General features: G+C 67.4%; 13 protein-coding genes and 1 riboswitch. Of the genes, 6 read left to right on the forward strand and 7 right to left on the reverse strand.

Annotated features, from left to right (window positions below):
- Window positions 1–160 precede the first annotated feature (160 nt).
- Complete coding sequence (locus tag NRG74_RS21210; protein ID WP_017638693.1) at window positions 161–1,522, forward strand: MFS transporter; 1,362 nt, start codon at window positions 161–163, stop codon at window positions 1,520–1,522.
- A gap of 154 nt (window positions 1,523–1,676) precedes the next feature.
- Window positions 1,677–2,741, forward strand: a complete 1,065-nt coding sequence (locus NRG74_RS21215) for a 2-isopropylmalate synthase (protein WP_307773988.1) — start codon at window positions 1,677–1,679, stop codon at window positions 2,739–2,741.
- On the opposite strand, the gene NRG74_RS21220 is transcribed toward NRG74_RS21215, so the two are convergent.
- Both NRG74_RS21220 and NRG74_RS21225 read right to left on the reverse strand, forming a co-directional pair.
- A complete protein-coding gene (locus NRG74_RS21220) occupies window positions 2,704–3,516 on the reverse strand; it encodes an AraC family transcriptional regulator (RefSeq protein WP_257705248.1) in 813 nt (270 codons plus the stop codon). The genes NRG74_RS21215 and NRG74_RS21220 overlap by 38 nt on opposite strands.
- Window positions 3,516–4,010, reverse strand: a complete 495-nt coding sequence (locus NRG74_RS21225) for a MarR family winged helix-turn-helix transcriptional regulator (protein WP_257705249.1) — start codon at window positions 4,008–4,010, stop codon at window positions 3,516–3,518. Before NRG74_RS21225 ends, NRG74_RS21220 begins: the two co-directional genes overlap by 1 nt.
- Window positions 4,011–4,088: 78 nt before the next feature.
- On the opposite strand from NRG74_RS21225, the gene NRG74_RS21230 reads away from it, so the two are divergent.
- The gene (locus tag NRG74_RS21230) at window positions 4,089–5,303 is read left to right on the forward strand and encodes an MFS transporter (protein ID WP_257705250.1); all 1,215 of its coding nucleotides are present in this window, start codon (window positions 4,089–4,091) and stop codon (window positions 5,301–5,303) included.
- A 10-nt stretch (window positions 5,304–5,313) separates the two neighbouring features.
- On the opposite strand, the gene NRG74_RS21235 is transcribed toward NRG74_RS21230, so the two are convergent.
- The 3 genes from NRG74_RS21235 to NRG74_RS21245 all read right to left on the reverse strand — a co-directional run bounded on the left by NRG74_RS21235 (window position 5,314) and on the right by NRG74_RS21245 (window position 8,611).
- Complete coding sequence (locus tag NRG74_RS21235; protein WP_068383600.1) at window positions 5,314–6,675, reverse strand: ATP-binding protein; 1,362 nt, start codon at window positions 6,673–6,675, stop codon at window positions 5,314–5,316.
- Window positions 6,672–7,337, reverse strand: coding sequence for a response regulator (locus NRG74_RS21240; protein WP_064308114.1), 666 nt, complete (start codon window positions 7,335–7,337; stop codon window positions 6,672–6,674). The genes NRG74_RS21235 and NRG74_RS21240 overlap by 4 nt, the downstream gene beginning before the upstream one ends.
- 311 nt (window positions 7,338–7,648) lie before the next feature.
- Window positions 7,649–8,611, reverse strand: a complete 963-nt coding sequence (locus NRG74_RS21245) for a cation diffusion facilitator family transporter (RefSeq protein ID WP_257705251.1) — start codon at window positions 8,609–8,611, stop codon at window positions 7,649–7,651.
- A 243-nt stretch (window positions 8,612–8,854) separates the two neighbouring features.
- Between NRG74_RS21245 and NRG74_RS21250 the strand changes: the two genes are divergently transcribed.
- Together NRG74_RS21250 and NRG74_RS21255 are read left to right on the forward strand one after the other, a co-directional pair.
- The gene (locus tag NRG74_RS21250) at window positions 8,855–10,528 is read left to right on the forward strand and encodes a phosphoethanolamine transferase (RefSeq protein WP_257705252.1); all 1,674 of its coding nucleotides are present in this window, start codon (window positions 8,855–8,857) and stop codon (window positions 10,526–10,528) included.
- A 79-nt stretch (window positions 10,529–10,607) separates the two neighbouring features.
- Window positions 10,608–11,150 (forward strand): cytochrome b, encoded by a 543-nt coding sequence (locus tag NRG74_RS21255; protein WP_257705253.1) that lies wholly within the window; start codon window positions 10,608–10,610, stop codon window positions 11,148–11,150.
- Here the strand turns inward: NRG74_RS21255 and NRG74_RS21260 are convergent.
- Together NRG74_RS21260 and mntP are read right to left on the reverse strand one after the other, a co-directional pair.
- The gene (locus NRG74_RS21260) at window positions 11,147–11,983 is read right to left on the reverse strand and encodes a hypothetical protein (RefSeq protein WP_064308110.1); all 837 of its coding nucleotides are present in this window, start codon (window positions 11,981–11,983) and stop codon (window positions 11,147–11,149) included. The genes NRG74_RS21255 and NRG74_RS21260 overlap by 4 nt on opposite strands.
- Window positions 11,983–12,555: a manganese efflux pump MntP gene (mntP, locus tag NRG74_RS21265; RefSeq protein ID WP_017638704.1), complete on the reverse strand. Its 573-nt coding sequence runs from the start codon at window positions 12,553–12,555 to the stop codon at window positions 11,983–11,985. The genes NRG74_RS21260 and mntP overlap by 1 nt, the downstream gene beginning before the upstream one ends.
- Window positions 12,556–12,564: 9 nt before the next feature.
- Window positions 12,565–12,727, reverse strand: a riboswitch (yybP-ykoY riboswitch).
- A gap of 450 nt (window positions 12,728–13,177) precedes the next feature.
- On the opposite strand from mntP, the gene pstS reads away from it, so the two are divergent.
- Window positions 13,178–14,191 (forward strand): phosphate ABC transporter substrate-binding protein PstS, encoded by a 1,014-nt coding sequence (pstS, locus tag NRG74_RS21270; RefSeq protein ID WP_017638705.1) that lies wholly within the window; start codon window positions 13,178–13,180, stop codon window positions 14,189–14,191.
- Window positions 14,192–14,231: the final 40 nt, after the last annotated feature.

Below are 14,231 nucleotides of genomic sequence, written 5' to 3' on the forward strand. Positions count from 1 at the left end.
GCAGGGTGTTTACCCCCAGACGAGAGGGTTGACCACTCTGCTTTGGGTGGATTGACACCTTTGAAAGTCACTCATACGATGTCATATGAATATCTGGTAACAGCTTTCCAACGACCCCGGTTCACCCCGGTCAATAACAACAAGTCAGGAAGCCCATTCAATGACTATCCAGGTCACTCCCGAGACGGAGTCCGCCCTGCGGCCGCAGGACACGCCCGTCGCCGCTACCTCACAAACCTCTCGTTTCACCCGCTATCGCTGGCTGATCTGCGCCCTGCTGTTCGTCGCCATCGGCATCAACTATATCGACCGCCAGATGATCGGCATCCTCAAGCCCACGCTGCAGGCGGACCTGGGCTGGACGGAGACCGACTACGCCAAGATCGTGTTCTGGTTCCAGTGTGCCTATGCCATCGGCTTCCTGACCTTTGGCCGCATCATCGACAAGGTCGGGGTGCGCATCGGCTACGCCCTGGCCTTCACCATCTGGACCATCGCCAGCATCGGCCACGGCATCGCCCACACCGTCACCCACTTCGTGCTGGTGCGCTTCACCCTCGGCTTCGGCGAGTCCGGCAGCTTTCCGGCCAGCCTCAAGGCGGTCTCGGAATGGTTTCCGCAAAAGGAACGCGCCCAGGCCACCGGGTTGTTCAATGCCGGCACCGCCATGGGACCTATCATCACACCTTTGCTGGTGCCGGCCATCACCCTGGCCTGGGGCTGGCGTGCGGCCTTCATCTCCATCGGCCTGGTCACCGCCCTGTGGCTGATCGCCTGGCTGCTGATCTATCGCCGTCCCCATGAGCACCCCAAGGTGAGTCGCGAAGAGCTGGCCTACATCCAGGCCGACGACGGCTCCCCGGTATCGGCCAAGCCGGCCGTCGAGACCAAGATCTCCTGGTTCAAGCTGCTGACCTTCCGTGAGACCTGGGCCTATGCCGCTGGCAAGTTCCTCACCGATCCGATCTGGTGGCTGTACCTGTTCTGGCTGCCGGACTTCCTCGGCAAGACCTATGGCCTGAATCTGAAATCCTTCGGTCCGCCGCTGATCGCCATCTACATCCTCGCCGATATCGGCTCGGTGATGGGCGGCTGGGGCTCCTCCAAGCAGATGAAGCTCGGTCGCAGCGCCAACCTGGCGCGCAAGACCACCATGCTGCTCTGCGCCCTGGCGGTCATCCCCATCGTCACTGCCCAATTCGTCTCCAGCCTGTGGCTGGTGGTGGGCATCATCGGCCTCGCCGCCGCGGCCCACCAGGCCTGGTCGGCCAACCTGATGACCCTGCCGTCGGATCTCTTCCCCAAGGAAGCCGTGGCCTCGGTGATCGGCATCGGCGGTACCGCCGGCGCCATCGGCGGCATGCTGATGACCACCTACAACGGCTACATCCTGGAGATCTTCAAGTCCTACCAGCCGATCTTCATCGTGGCCGGCAGCGCCTACCTGGTGGCCATCGTGGTCATCCATGTGCTCACGCCGCGCCTCAAGCCGGTGCCGCTGGAGCGCATCTCGGTAGACTGATCGTTAGCGTCCGAGGCACACACAGCCGCCGGGTCATCCCCGGCGGCTTTTTTCATGCCGGTGGCTGTCCGGATCGCGCAGGGCGCTGTCCTGCTCGCGAGCGCAGCGGCCAGGGTGGCCGGTCAGACTCTGGGGCCTAGCCCTGGAGTCTCCCATGCTCAAGCAACCCCAGACCAAGTACCAAGCCTTCGCCGCGCCCCACCTGCCCGATCGCCAATGGCCGGGCCGTCAACTGACCGAGGCGCCGCGCTGGTGCTCCACCGATCTGCGCGACGGTAACCAGGCGCTGATCGAGCCCATGGGACTGGAACGCAAGCGGCGCTTCTTCGCCTTGCTGCTGGCAGTGGGTTACCGGGAAATCGAGGTGGCCTTTCCGGCTGCGTCCCAAACCGATTTCGCCTTCGTGCGCGAACTGGTCACGGCGGACGGGCTGCCGGACGATCTCTGGCTGCAGGTGATGACGCCAGCGCGCCACGAGCTGATCGACCGCACCTTCGCGGCCCTGGTGGGCGTACCCCGGGCCATCGTGCATCTCTACAACGCCACCGCGCCGCTGTTCCGCCGGGTGGTGTTCGACCAGGATCGCGCCGCCACCCTGGCCATGGCGGTCGCCGGGACCCAACGCGTGCGCGCCCGGTGCGATGCCCAGCCGGAAACGGCCTGGACCTACCAGTATTCACCGGAGACCTTCTGTTTCACCGAGGCGGACTTCGCCCTGGAGATCTGCCAGGCGGTCCGCGAGGCCTGGCAACCGTCGGCGGAGCGCCCGCTGATCCTCAATCTGCCGGCGACGGTGGAGGTGGCCACCCCCAACGTCTATGCCGATCAGATCGAGGGTTTCATCCGCGGCCTGGGGCCGGCGCCCCATGTGACCATCAGCGTCCATCCACACAATGACCGGGGCACCGGGGTCGCCTGCGCCGAACTGGCCCAGCTGGCCGGGGCGACGCGGGTGGAAGGCTGCCTGTTCGGCAATGGCGAGCGCACCGGCAACGTGGACCTGGTGACCCTGGCGCTGAATCTCTACAGCCAGGGCATCGCGCCGGGGATCGACTTCTCCCGCCTGGAAGAGGTGGCCAGCGTGGTGGAAGCCTGCAACCAGCTGACGATCCACCCGCGCCATCCCTATGGCGGTCGTCTGGCCCTGGCTGCCCGCTCGGCGCAGCGCGCGGCCCTGGGGCTCATCGATCCAGCCGAGCTGGGCCGGGTGGCGGGCTAGGGACGACGGGCAGTCCCGTCTGGCCCCGATAGGCCGAGGGCGACACGCCCAGCACCTGGCGGAAGCGGGTGGCGAAGGCGCTGGGACTGGCATAGCCGTGATCCAGGGCCACGTCGACGATGGCATGGCCGGCGGCCAGCGAGGTGAGACTGGAATCCAGTCGCGCCCGCTGCAGCCACTGGCCAAAGCTCAGGCCGGTCTCCTTGAGAAACAGCCGGCTCAGGGTGCGTTCGCTGACCGCCAGCCGCGTGGCGGCCCGGGTCAGCGTCCAGCGCTCGCCCGGGTACTGGCGCAGGTGGCGACAGAGGTCGGCGAGCGTGGCATCCACCGGCCAGGGCAGGTGCAGGCCGGCGGTGGGCGAGCCCTGCAACTCGTCGAGCATCAGCTGCAGGATATGCCAGGCGCGACCCTCGGCCGGTCGGTCGACCGGCAGGGGCAGGGCGGCCAGGATGAGTTCGCGCAGCAGCGGCGAGACGGCGATCAGCTGGCAGCGCGTCGGCAGCTCGGCGCGCACCCCGGGATCGACGAACAGGGTGCGCACCTCGACCCGGCCCAGCAGGTGCAGGTCGTGCTCTTCGCCGGCGGGCACCCAGACCCCCCGCCCGGGCGGCACCACCCAGCGGCCCTGGGCGGTGTTGACGATGACCACGCCGCAGAGCGCATGGATCAGCTGCGCCTGGCGATGGCTATGGGGCGGCACCCGTTCGCCATGGGCGTAGTCCTGGGCCACGGCGTGCAGGCCGTTGCATGAGCTGAAGTCGATGAGCCTGGTCATCAGCAGAGTGCGCGACCGGCCAGCCACTTGCCCAGCAGGGCATCCAGCTGCTGCTGCTCGGCCTCGCTGAGGGTGGCCAAGGCGCGGCGTTCGTTGTCGACGTGGGCGGCCATCAGCCCGTCGATCAGGGCGAAGCCCGCAGGGGTGAGCGCCACCAGGGTGCTGCGGCGGTCCTTGGGATTCTTGCGGCGCTCGATCAGGCCGGCACGCTCCAGGCGATCGAGGCGATTAGTCATGCCGCCCGAGGAGATCATGGCCGATTCATAGAGCACCGTCGGACTCAGGGCATAGGGCTCGCCGGCGCGCCTCAGGGTCGCCAGGACGTCGAATTCGCCATAGTGCAGCCGGTGTTCGTCGAAGAAGGGCTGCAGGACATCGCGACTGAGCACCTGGGCCACCTCGCCCAGCCGACCCACCAGGCGCATGGGCAGGGGATCCAGGTCGGGGCGCTCGCGGTGCCACTGGTCCACGGCGAATTCGGCGCGATCGGCCATCGGCTTACCTCGGGAATATATCTTGATGTTAAGATACTTCTCGTCAAGAGAAATACCGCGTCACTTTGGAGATTGTCCATGCTTTCCGCGTCATCATCATCCCCGACCACGCCCGCACCGCGCCAGGATGCTTTCCTCGCCGTGCTCTTGGTGCTGCTGGTCGGCCTCAATCTACGGCCCATCCTAGCCGCCATCGGTCCGCTGCTGGATGGCATTCAGGCTGCGACCGGCCTGGAAGGCAGTGGCGCCGGGGCGCTGACCACCCTGCCCATCGCCGCCATGGGGTTCTGCGCCCTGGGTGGCGCGCGCTTGCAGGTCTGGCTCGGTGAGCGCCGCGGCATCGCCCTCGGCCTGCTGCTGCTGGCCCTGGCCAATGCCTTGCGCTGGGAAGAGCCGAGCGGCCTGGGGCTGATCCTCACCGCCGCCCTGGGCGGTGTCGGCATCGCCCTGGTACAGGCGCTGATCCCGGCCTATATCCGCCGCTGCCATCCGCAGCGCACCAGCACCCTGATGGGGCTCTACACCACCGGCATCATGGGCGGCGCGGCCGTGGCGGCGGCCACCGCGGCACCCCTGGCCGAGCAGTGGGGCTGGGCCCAGGGCCTGGCGCTCTGGACCCTGCCGGTGCTGCTGGCGCTCGGCGTCTGGCTGGCCCTGGCCCGTCCGGATGCGCCGGCGCAGGATGCTGCACCTCGCGCACAACCCTGGCGTCAGCGCCAGGCCTGGCTGTTGCTGGCCTTCTTCGGCATCGGCACCGCGGCCTACACCCTGGTGCTGGCCTGGTTGCCGCCGTACTACACCGGCCTCGGCTGGCAAGCCGCCGACAGCGGGCTGTTGCTGGGCGGCGTGAGCCTGGCCGAGGTCAGCGCCGGTCTCTTGCTGTCGGCGACCATCGCCCGGCTGCGCAATCGCCGGCCGCTGGTGCTGGGCGTGCTCGGCGTGGTGCTGGTGGGGCTGCTGTGCCTGGCGCTGGCACCGCTGCAACTGGCGGTGCCCACCGCCATCCTGCTCGGTCTGGGCATCGGCGCGCTGTTTCCGCTGTCCTTGATCCTGGCGATGGACCAGGTGCGCGATCCCACCGAAGCCGGGGCCCTGCTCGGCTTCGTCCAGGGCGGTGGCTACCTGATCGCTAGCCTGGCGCCGCTGGCCGCCGGCATCCTGCGCGACTACCTGGACAGCCTGGCCAACGCCTGGCTGCTGATGGCGGTGGGCGTGGTGCTGCTGATGGGCCTCGGTCTGCGTCTGACCCGACCCGCGCGGCCGGTCTTGGCGCGCGGTTGCCAGCAGGCCTAGCCGTGTAAACCTAGCCCGCGCGCGGCAGGCGCAACTCCACCCGGAGGCCGCCCCGGGCGCGATTGCTGAAGCTCAGGGCACCGCCCAGCCGGCGGGCGATGGTCTCGACGATGGCCAGCCCAAGCCCGGCGCCCTGGGGATTGCCGGCACTGTAGAAGCGATCGCACAGCCGCGTGAGCTCGGCCTCGTCCACCCCGGGGCCGCGATCCTCCACCCGCAGCAACACGCCGTTGTCCTGGCTGGCCTCGATGCCGACCTCCACCGCACTGCCGGCAGGGGCGAAGGCCAGGGCGTTGGTGACCAGATTCTGCAGGGCGATGGCGATGGCATCCGGATCGCCCAGCACCGGTGGTCCGGCCTGGGCCGCCAGCACCAGTTCCACCTGATGCTTGAGTGCCAGGGGCGTCAATTCCGCCAGCTCTTCGCGCACCAGGGGTTCCAGGTCCAGCGCCTGGACCTGGGCGGCGCCGGGTTCCAGCCGCGCCAGGGTCAGCAACTGGCTGGCCAGACGGGTGGCTCGACCGACGCCCTGGCGCAGATAGCCCAGGGCTTCCTCGCGTTCTTCCGCCGTCTCGGCGTGCTGGGCGTTCTGCGCATGCAGATCGAGGATCGCCAGGGGGGTACGCAATTCATGGGCGGCGTCGGCGATGAAGCGGCGCTCGCGCTCGAGCAGGGCGCGCAACTGGGCGAGCTGGTGATCCAGGGCGCCACGCATGGGCTGCAACTCCGGCGGCAACGGTCCGGCCGGCAGCGGCGCCAGGCTGTGGGGGTCGCGCTCGCGCAGCTTGCGGGCGAAGTGCTGCAGCGGGCGCAGGCCCCAGCCCAGCAGCAACCAGAGCACCCCGACCAGCAGCGGCAGGCCCACCAGGGTCGGCCAGAGGGTATGGCTGACGATGCGCTGGATCAGGTCCTGGCGCAGGTCTTCGCGCTCGCCGACCCAGATGCGCAGGCCGCCATTGGCGGTACGCACCAGCATTCCGCACCATTCGCGACCGTTGTCGAACACCTCGTGCAGCCCCTCGGGCGGCACCTCGGCCAACCGCGGCGCCTGGCCGGACCGGGCCAACAACTGGCCGTCCGCGCTCCAGATCTGGAAGGTCAGCTGATTCTCGTAGGGGTGCGCTGGTACGCTGCCGGGAACGGGTTGCATGGCCCGGTCGAACACCCGGATCAGCTCCGGCCAGCGATCCGCCGCCGGCGTACCGGCCTGCAGCAGGCCTTCCAGCAGGCGCGCGCCCTGGACCAGCTGGGCGTCGTAGATGCCCTCGATCTCGCGATGGCTGTCGCGCAGGGCCAGCAGCGCGAGGGCCAGACTGCCGGCCAGCACCAGGGCCAGGGTGGGGGCGAGGATGCGGGTACGGATGGCGATCATGGCTGACGCTCCAGCAGATAGCCCACCCCGCGCACGGTGCGGATCAAGCCGCTGTCGAGCTTCTTGCGCAGGTTGTGGATGAGCACTTCCAGGGTGTTGCCCGAGGCCGCTTCCTGCCAGCCATAGAGCGCATTGCTCAGCCGCTCGCGGGTGATGACTGCGCCCGGTCGCAACAGCAGCTGGTGCAGCAGTTGATACTCCATGGGGGTCACCATCACCTCGGCGCCGCGATAGTGCACTGCCTGGCTGGCCGGATCGAGGCTGATGCCAGCGTGCTCCAGCAGCGGTTGCGCCCGGCCACAGCTGCGGCGGATCAGGGCCCGCAGGCGCGCCTTGAGTTCGTCCAGGTCGCAGGGCTTGACCAGATAGTCGTCGGCGCCGGCATCCAGGCCCTGGATACGATCGGCCTTGGCATCGCGGGAGGTGAGTACCAGCACCGGCACCTGGCCGTCGGGTCGGCTGCGCAGGCGGCGCAGCAGATCGAGGCCGTCCAGCCGTGGCAGACCCAGGTCCAGCAGCACCAGGTCGAAGCGCTCGGACGCCAGGGCGTGCTCGGCGGCCAGGCCGTCGGCCACCCAGTCCAGGGTATAGCCCTCGCCGCGCAGGGCCATGCGGATGCCCTGGGCCAGGGCCGCATCGTCTTCCACCAGCAGTACCCGCACGCCTGTCTTCCTCGCTCTGCCATGCCGCCAGCCCGTCATCATCGCCGCGAACACCGGGCGCCGGCGAGGGCGACTGTTACCGGGCGTTGCATGCCGGGGCTGGTCTGAACAGTCGCCGAGCGAAGATCAGGCGAGGCGCAACGACCAACGGGAGTAACAACCAATGGCTGGCCCGAAGGGTGAGCCCAGCGAATCACATCCATGATGAAACGGATCGGCCTCGCGCGCGAAGTTACGAGTGGTAAATGAGCATTCCGACCCAGCGGATTTTTAACGCAGCCTGGGCTGGCGCAGGCACTGTTCAGACAAGCCTAGGCGCAGTGCCCGTCGAGGGTGCCGGGCGGATCCACCTGCACCGTCACGTGCTGCAGTCCATGGCGACTGCGCAGCAGCTCGCCCACCAGGGTCGGCAGACGCAGGGGGTCGCTGCCCGGCGCCGGGGTGATGTGCAGGGTGGCGATGCGGGTTTCGTCGGTCAGCGTCCAGACGTGCAGATGACCAACCTCGGCCACCTCCGGCAGGGCACGGACCGCCGCCGTGGCACCGGCCGTGTCGAATTCCCTTGGCGCGGCCTGCAACAGCACCGCGCCGGCATCGCGCACCAGGGTCCAGGCCGATTTGACGATGAGCAGGGCGACCAGGATCGACAGCGCCGGATCCAGCCAGGTCCAGCCGGTCCAGAGGATGCCCAGGGCGGCGACGATGGCGCCCACCGAACCCAGCAGGTCGCCGGCCACGTGGAGCAGCGCGCCGCGCAGATTGCTGTCGTCCTTGTGCCCGCCGTTCAGCACCAGGAAGCCGACGATATTGACCACCAGACCGATCACCGCCACCACCAGCATGGGGCCGGACAGCACCTCGGTGGGCTCGCGCAGCCGTATGATGGCTTCCCAGCCGATCCACAGGACCAGCAGCAACAGCGCGACGCCATTGGTCAGGGCGGCGAGGATGCGTACCCGGTGGAAGCCATAGGTGAAGCGGGCATTGGCCGCCTTGGCCGCCACGCGGTAGGCCACCAGGGCCAGCAGCAGGGCGGCGGCATCCGAGACCATGTGCCCGGAATCGGCGATCAGCGCCAGGGAGCCGGACCACCAGCCGCCCACGGCCTGGACGATGGCGTAGCCAAAGGTCAGGACGAAGACCAGCTTGAGCTTGCGCTCGTTGGCGGCGGTGACCCGCGGGGCATGGGCGTGACCATGGCCGTGATCGTGGCCATGCTGGTGATCGTGATCGTGATCGTGATCGTGATCGTGGTGCGGGGTGGAGCCACTCATCTACAGGTCTCCGAAGGGTTGAGGAGGCAGCGGGCAATAGCCTTTCTGTGACCATCCTGAAGCCTGAAGTGACTTCAGGGTCAAGCCGGCCGCCTACCGGCTGACCGCCTGGTCATCTGTTACCGCGCATGAGCCACTAAGACTTCATTAAGGTTCGCCCCTCAGGGTAGCGGCTTCCTGTCATTGGAGCCCGCTCATGGCCGCTCGCCTTCGCTTCCCCTTGCGCTTGCGCAGGGCCCCCTGATGCTGCTCGCGACGTTTTCCCGCCCCCGCGCCACGGGTTGGCGGCACTGGCGCAATCTGCTGGCCTTGAGCAGCTTGAGTTGCCTGCTGTTGCTGGCCGACGACTTCCTGCAGCAAGGCTTCACCCCCAACAACCGCGCCGAGCTGGAGGCGGGCTATGTCGCCGCGCTCTGGGTGTTCAGCCTGGCGCTCTGGTTGAGCCATTTGCCACGCCTGGCAGTGGCCATCCTGCTGGGGTTCGCGCTGATGCAGCTGCTGCAGCTGGGCAACCTCAGCTTTTTCGGCGAGCCGCTCAGCGCCATCGATATCCAGGCTTTACTGGGCGACACCGCCGAGGTGCGCCACACACTCTGGCTCAGCCTCCCCGAGCACTGGCCAGTGCTCCTCTGCGTGGGCCTGCCCTATGGGCTGCTGATCGCCTTGCATCTCTACCTTCCGAGCCGGGTGCCGCTGCCGGCCAGTCGCTGGGCGCTGCTGTTGATCGCCGCGGTGCTGCTGTCCAAACCCTATCGCGCCACCTATCGCAACCTCGATGCCTTCGTGCCCAGCCCCAGTCGCAGCGGCCTGCACAACAGCCTCAATGCCTTTTCCGCCTGGGCGGTGCGCCTGGCCGGGCGTGACGACGTCGTCCTGCCGCCCACCGCCTATGCGCCCTATGGGCTGGCCCAGGTGCCCAGCACCGCGCGACACGTCTGGCTAGTGGTGGCCGATTCCCTGCGCAGCGATCGGCTGGGCGCCTTTGGTTACGAACGCAATACCACCCCTAAGCTTTCGGCCTACCTGGCGGACAATCCCCAGGCGCTGATCCGGCCCGGGGTAGCGGCAGGGGTGGCCACCGACGTCAGTCTGCCCTATCTATTGAATCCCATCCGCGAGCCGGGCCAGGACCAGCGGTTGCGCAGCGGCGAGATCAATCTGTTTCGCTTCGCTCAGGCCGCCGGCTTTCGCACCCATTGGCTGTCGTCCCAGGAATCCAAGTTGCTGGCGCACCTGGGCAGTCGCCATCTGGACGTTTCCATCACCCGCGAGGACCATCCGCTGCGCTTTCTGCAGCGCCAGGATCGCGCCCTGCTGGAGATCCTCGACGAACAGCAGTGGGCGCCACGCAATTTCGTGGTGCTCAACCTGCGCACCGCGCACCTGCCCTATGCGCAGAACTATCGGCACGAGCCCACGTCCGCGCCCTGGCCGGACAGCGGCGCCGAGGGCCAGGCCAATGCCTACGACAATTCCCTGCACTACCTGGATGGCCTGCTCGCCGAGATTCTCGCCGACTTCGATCGTCTGGACGGCGAGCGCTATCTGATCATCACCGGCGATCATGGCCAGCGGCTGGGGGAGGGGGGGCACTGGGGCCACAACGACCTGGTGCCCGAGGTCAGCGATGTCCCAATGATCGTGGTGGCGCGCGATGCCCCGACCGAGGCCCTGGCCGAGCTGCAGGACGAGCGCTGGATCAGTCACTACGAAGCCGGCAGCTGGCTGGCGGAGCGCCTGGGTACCCGCATCGACAATCCCAATCGCCGCCCGGGCGAGTACTTCGTCCATGGCAAGCTCCTGTTCAGCGATAACTTCGTGCAGCGCGTCTGCGAATCGCCCACCGGCCTGGTGCACCAGGCGCCGCAGCAACTGAGTAAGTTGCTGCTGGACACCTCGGCGGCGCCCTGCGGTTAGTGCCGTTGCCGTCTTACCCTCGGCAACGGGGCACCGCTACACTGCCGGCGCCTTTTCACCTCAGTAGCAGGACCTCCTCATGTCTTCCGCCTCTCCTGTTTCCCGCTATGCGCGCAGCGCCCGCTTGCTGCACTGGCTCATGGCCCTGCTGGTGCTGCTGGCCTATGTGCTGATCACCAACCGCGGCCAGTTCGAGCGGGGTTCCCTGGAGCGCCAGTGGGTGGTGCTCAGTCATTTCTGGGTCGGTCTGCTGGTCCTGGCGCTGGTCCTGCCGCGACTGCTGGTGCGCCATCGCCATCCGGTGCCGCCCATCACGCCGCCGCTGGCTGCGGGGCTCGCGCAGGTGAGCCGACTGACCCACTATGCCCTCTATGCCTTTCTGCTGGCCCAGCCGCTGCTCGGGCTGTTCACCGTCTGGCTGACCATCGGCGCGGTGAAGATTCCTTCCAGCACCTGGGCCTTGCCTTCGCCCTTTCCCGTGGATCCGGAACTGGCCAAGTCGCTCAAGGGCGTGCACCTCTGGCTCGGCCAGGCCTTCTACTGGGTAATCGGCCTGCACGTGCTGGCCGCGCTCTGGCATCACCTGGTGCGCAAGGACGACACCCTGAGACGCATGCTCTAGCGCGGATCGAGGGCGATGATGCGGTCGCGCCCGCCTTCGGCCAGCAGGTAGCCGTCGCCTCGCGGCAGCAGCGCCTGGGGTGCGCGCAGGAAGGTCAGGATGGCGCGCGGGGCTGACTGGCGATCCCAGAGCAGCAGGCGGGCGCGGTGGGTGGAGTCTTCGCTGATCCACAGGCCGCGATGGTCGCAGAGCAGAAAGCTCGGTTCGCGCAGATCGCTCAGCGCCGGCGGATCACGGCCATCGTCGCTCAGCTGGCGCACCAGGCCACGGGATTTCTCGGTATAGAAGGCACTGCCATCCGGGCAGCGGGTAAAGGACTCCGCCTCGTCCAGGTGGTCGCGCAGCACGGTCAGGCTGCCATCGGCGGCGTCGTAGCGCAGCAGGCGTCCCTCGCCCTTGCGGTCTTCCACCGCATAGAGGCGCTTGCCTTCGGCCCAGAGGCCCTGGGCGTTGATGCCGATGAACAGATCACGACTGCCAGTGGCGTCGAACCAGCGGATCGGATGGGTGCCGCCTTCCTGGCTGTAGGCGAAACCCTCTTGGTAGGGCACCAAGCCATCGGGCTTGTACAGGCCCGCGCTGAGCACGCTGCGCCGGCCCTGGGCATCGATGCGCAGCAGGCGACCCTTGCCGTCCTTGAGTTCTTCCGCGGTGAGCAGGGCGTCGCCCTGCCAGGCCAGGGCGCTGGCCTTGGCGATATCGGCATGGGCCACTTCGTAGCGCCAGCCAGGCGCGGCCTGGGCCGGCCAGAAGCGTTGCCAGGCGAGAAAGCCCAAGGCTGCCAGTAGCAGGGCGACCAGGACGAGGAGGGCGCTACGCCACAGCGGGGCCATCAGGCGGCGACAGCGGCCAGGTGTTCATGGAGGATGGCCGCGCCGATCACGATCAGCACCACGCCGCCGAGCATCTCCGCGCGCTTGCCCACAAGATTGCCCATCACCCGGCCCAGCATCACCCCGGTGGTGACCATGACCATGGTGGCGAGCCCGATGGCCAGGGCGGCGGTAATGATGTTGACGTCGATGAAGGCCAGGCCCACGCCCACGGCGAGGGCGTCGATGCTGGTGGCCACGGCGGTCAGGGCGAGCAGCAGGAAGGAGTGCTGGCGGGGCTTCTCGGCTTCGGCTTCGGGCGCGCCGAAGCCGGCCCAGATCATGCGCAGGCCAAGCACGGTGAGCAGGGTGAAGGCGATCCAGTGATCCCAGGGCTGGACGTACTGCGCGGCGGTCAGGCCGATGGCCCAGCCGATCACCGGGGTGATGGCTTCGATGACGCCAAAGATGGCGCCGGTGCGCAGGGCTTCACGCAGGCAGGGCTTGTGCAGGCTGGCACCCTTGCCGACGGCGGCGGCAAAGGCATCGGTGGACATGGCGAAGGCCAGGAACATCAGGGAAGCGGGGTTCATCGTCACAGCGCCGACCGGGCTCGATCCACAAGACACCCCCGCACGCCCGGCATGGCGCGGTGATGCCTCTGGTCTCGCCAACCCTGACCGGCTGTCCTGACCACGGCGGTTGCCGAGTATGTTGATCAGAACGCTTTCCACCGCAGTGGAAGCAGGCTACTCCCCAAAGAGGCCGCCACCTTACCCATCCGGATAGAGAAAGTCTATCTTGTAGATAGTTCTAATATATATAGCCTTGGCTAAATTCCTGCTGCCAATTCGATCGCGCGGATGCGCCGGGAGGCCTGCAAGGCCCGCCATAACTGGATCGCGGCCACAGCATAGGCTGCCGGGACGACCGCGGGCGGCGGACAGGCGTGTCGTCTGGTGACCGCCGGAGGTCGCCGGTGGAAGCCGACCAGAAGGTAGGCGGCCTCTTTGCCATCCGCAGCCTAGGGCGGATGAGTCCGAGCGGTCTGCTGCAAGGCCTGGGTGCGGACACCTTCGCTTGCCAACGCAGGAGCTGTCGCCGCCGCTCTCAATGATGGCGCTCTGCCGTCCCCGTTTCGTCATGCCGCTGACACTTAATTGTCACATTTCGGCAATAGCCTAGCGCCAGCCCTCACTAGGTAATGGAGCCACCATGAAACGCACGTTCAGCCTCTCTCTGTTGTTGTCGGCCTTTTGCCTGAGCACCGCCGCTCACGCCGTGGATGTCACAGGCGCCGGCTCGAGCTTCGTCTTCCCCGTTCTGTCGAAGTGGTCGCAAGGCTTCAGCGAGAAGACTGGCAACCGTATCAACTACCAGTCCATTGGCTCCGGCGGCGGCATTGCCCAGATCAAGGCCGGCACCGTGGACTTCGGCGCCACCGACGCCCCCATGAGCACCGACGACCTGCAGAAGGGTGGCCTGGGCCAGTTCCCGACCATCATTGGCGGCATCGTTCCGGTCGTCAACGTGGAAGGCATCGAGCCCGGCAAGCTGAAGCTCGACGGCCCGACCATGGCCAAGATCTTCATGGGTGAGATCAAGACCTGGAACGACCCGGCCATCGCCGCGCTGAACCCCGGCCTGAAGCTGCCTGAGGGCGCCATCACCGTGGTGCGTCGTTCCGACGGCTCGGGTACCTCCTACAACTTCACCAACTACCTGGCCAAGGTCAGCCCGGAGTGGAAGGAGAAGTTCAACTTCGGCACCACTGTCAACTGGCCGGTTGGTGTGGGTGGCAAGGGTAACGAGGGTATCGCCGCCTACGTGAAGCAGATCAAGGGCTCCATCGGCTACGTCGAGTACGCCTATGCGCTGACCAACAAGATGTCCCATGTGCAGCTGAAGAACGCCGCCGGCAACTTCGTGCAGCCCGACGCCAAGAGCTTCCAGGCCGCCGCCGCCACCGCCGACTGGAAGAGCGCCAAGGACTTCAACCTGCTGATGACCAACGCCCCGGGCGCCGATGCCTGGCCGATCACCGCCACCACCTGGATCGTGATGTACAAGGAACCCAAGAACGAAGAGCGCAGCAAGGTCGCCTTCGACTTCTTCAAGTGGTCCCTGGAGCATGGCCAGAAGGATGCCGCGGCCCTGGATTACGTCCCGGTCCCGGATGCCCTGGTCAAGCAGATCGAAGGCTACTGGGCGTCCGACTTCAAGAAGTAAACACGCCTGTCCCGCCGCCTGGATCCCCTGGGGTCCAGGC

It is taken from the genome of Pseudomonas oryzihabitans, from assembly GCF_024652905.1.
Classification (GTDB): domain Bacteria; phylum Pseudomonadota; class Gammaproteobacteria; order Pseudomonadales; family Pseudomonadaceae; genus Chryseomonas; species Chryseomonas benzopyrenica.

Excerpts from the sequence above, each read along its gene's own strand:
- NRG74_RS21245 (WP_257705251.1), bottom strand. The coding sequence starts at position 8,611 with ATGAGTGGCTCCACCCCGCACCACGATCACGATCACGATCACGATCAC.
- NRG74_RS21250 (WP_257705252.1), top strand. The coding sequence starts at position 8,855 with ATGCTGCTCGCGACGTTTTCCCGCCCCCGCGCCACGGGTTGGCGGCAC.
- NRG74_RS21210 (WP_017638693.1), top strand. The coding sequence starts at position 161 with ATGACTATCCAGGTCACTCCCGAGACGGAGTCCGCCCTGCGGCCGCAG.
- NRG74_RS21215 (WP_307773988.1), top strand. The coding sequence starts at position 1,677 with ATGCTCAAGCAACCCCAGACCAAGTACCAAGCCTTCGCCGCGCCCCAC.
- pstS (WP_017638705.1), top strand. The coding sequence starts at position 13,178 with ATGAAACGCACGTTCAGCCTCTCTCTGTTGTTGTCGGCCTTTTGCCTG.
- mntP (WP_017638704.1), bottom strand. The coding sequence starts at position 12,555 with ATGAACCCCGCTTCCCTGATGTTCCTGGCCTTCGCCATGTCCACCGAT.
- NRG74_RS21230 (WP_257705250.1), top strand. The coding sequence starts at position 4,089 with ATGCTTTCCGCGTCATCATCATCCCCGACCACGCCCGCACCGCGCCAG.
- NRG74_RS21255 (WP_257705253.1), top strand. The coding sequence starts at position 10,608 with ATGTCTTCCGCCTCTCCTGTTTCCCGCTATGCGCGCAGCGCCCGCTTG.
- NRG74_RS21260 (WP_064308110.1), bottom strand. The coding sequence starts at position 11,983 with ATGGCCCCGCTGTGGCGTAGCGCCCTCCTCGTCCTGGTCGCCCTGCTA.
- NRG74_RS21220 (WP_257705248.1), bottom strand. The coding sequence starts at position 3,516 with ATGACCAGGCTCATCGACTTCAGCTCATGCAACGGCCTGCACGCCGTG.
- NRG74_RS21225 (WP_257705249.1), bottom strand. The coding sequence starts at position 4,010 with ATGGCCGATCGCGCCGAATTCGCCGTGGACCAGTGGCACCGCGAGCGC.
- NRG74_RS21235 (WP_068383600.1), bottom strand. The coding sequence starts at position 6,675 with ATGATCGCCATCCGTACCCGCATCCTCGCCCCCACCCTGGCCCTGGTG.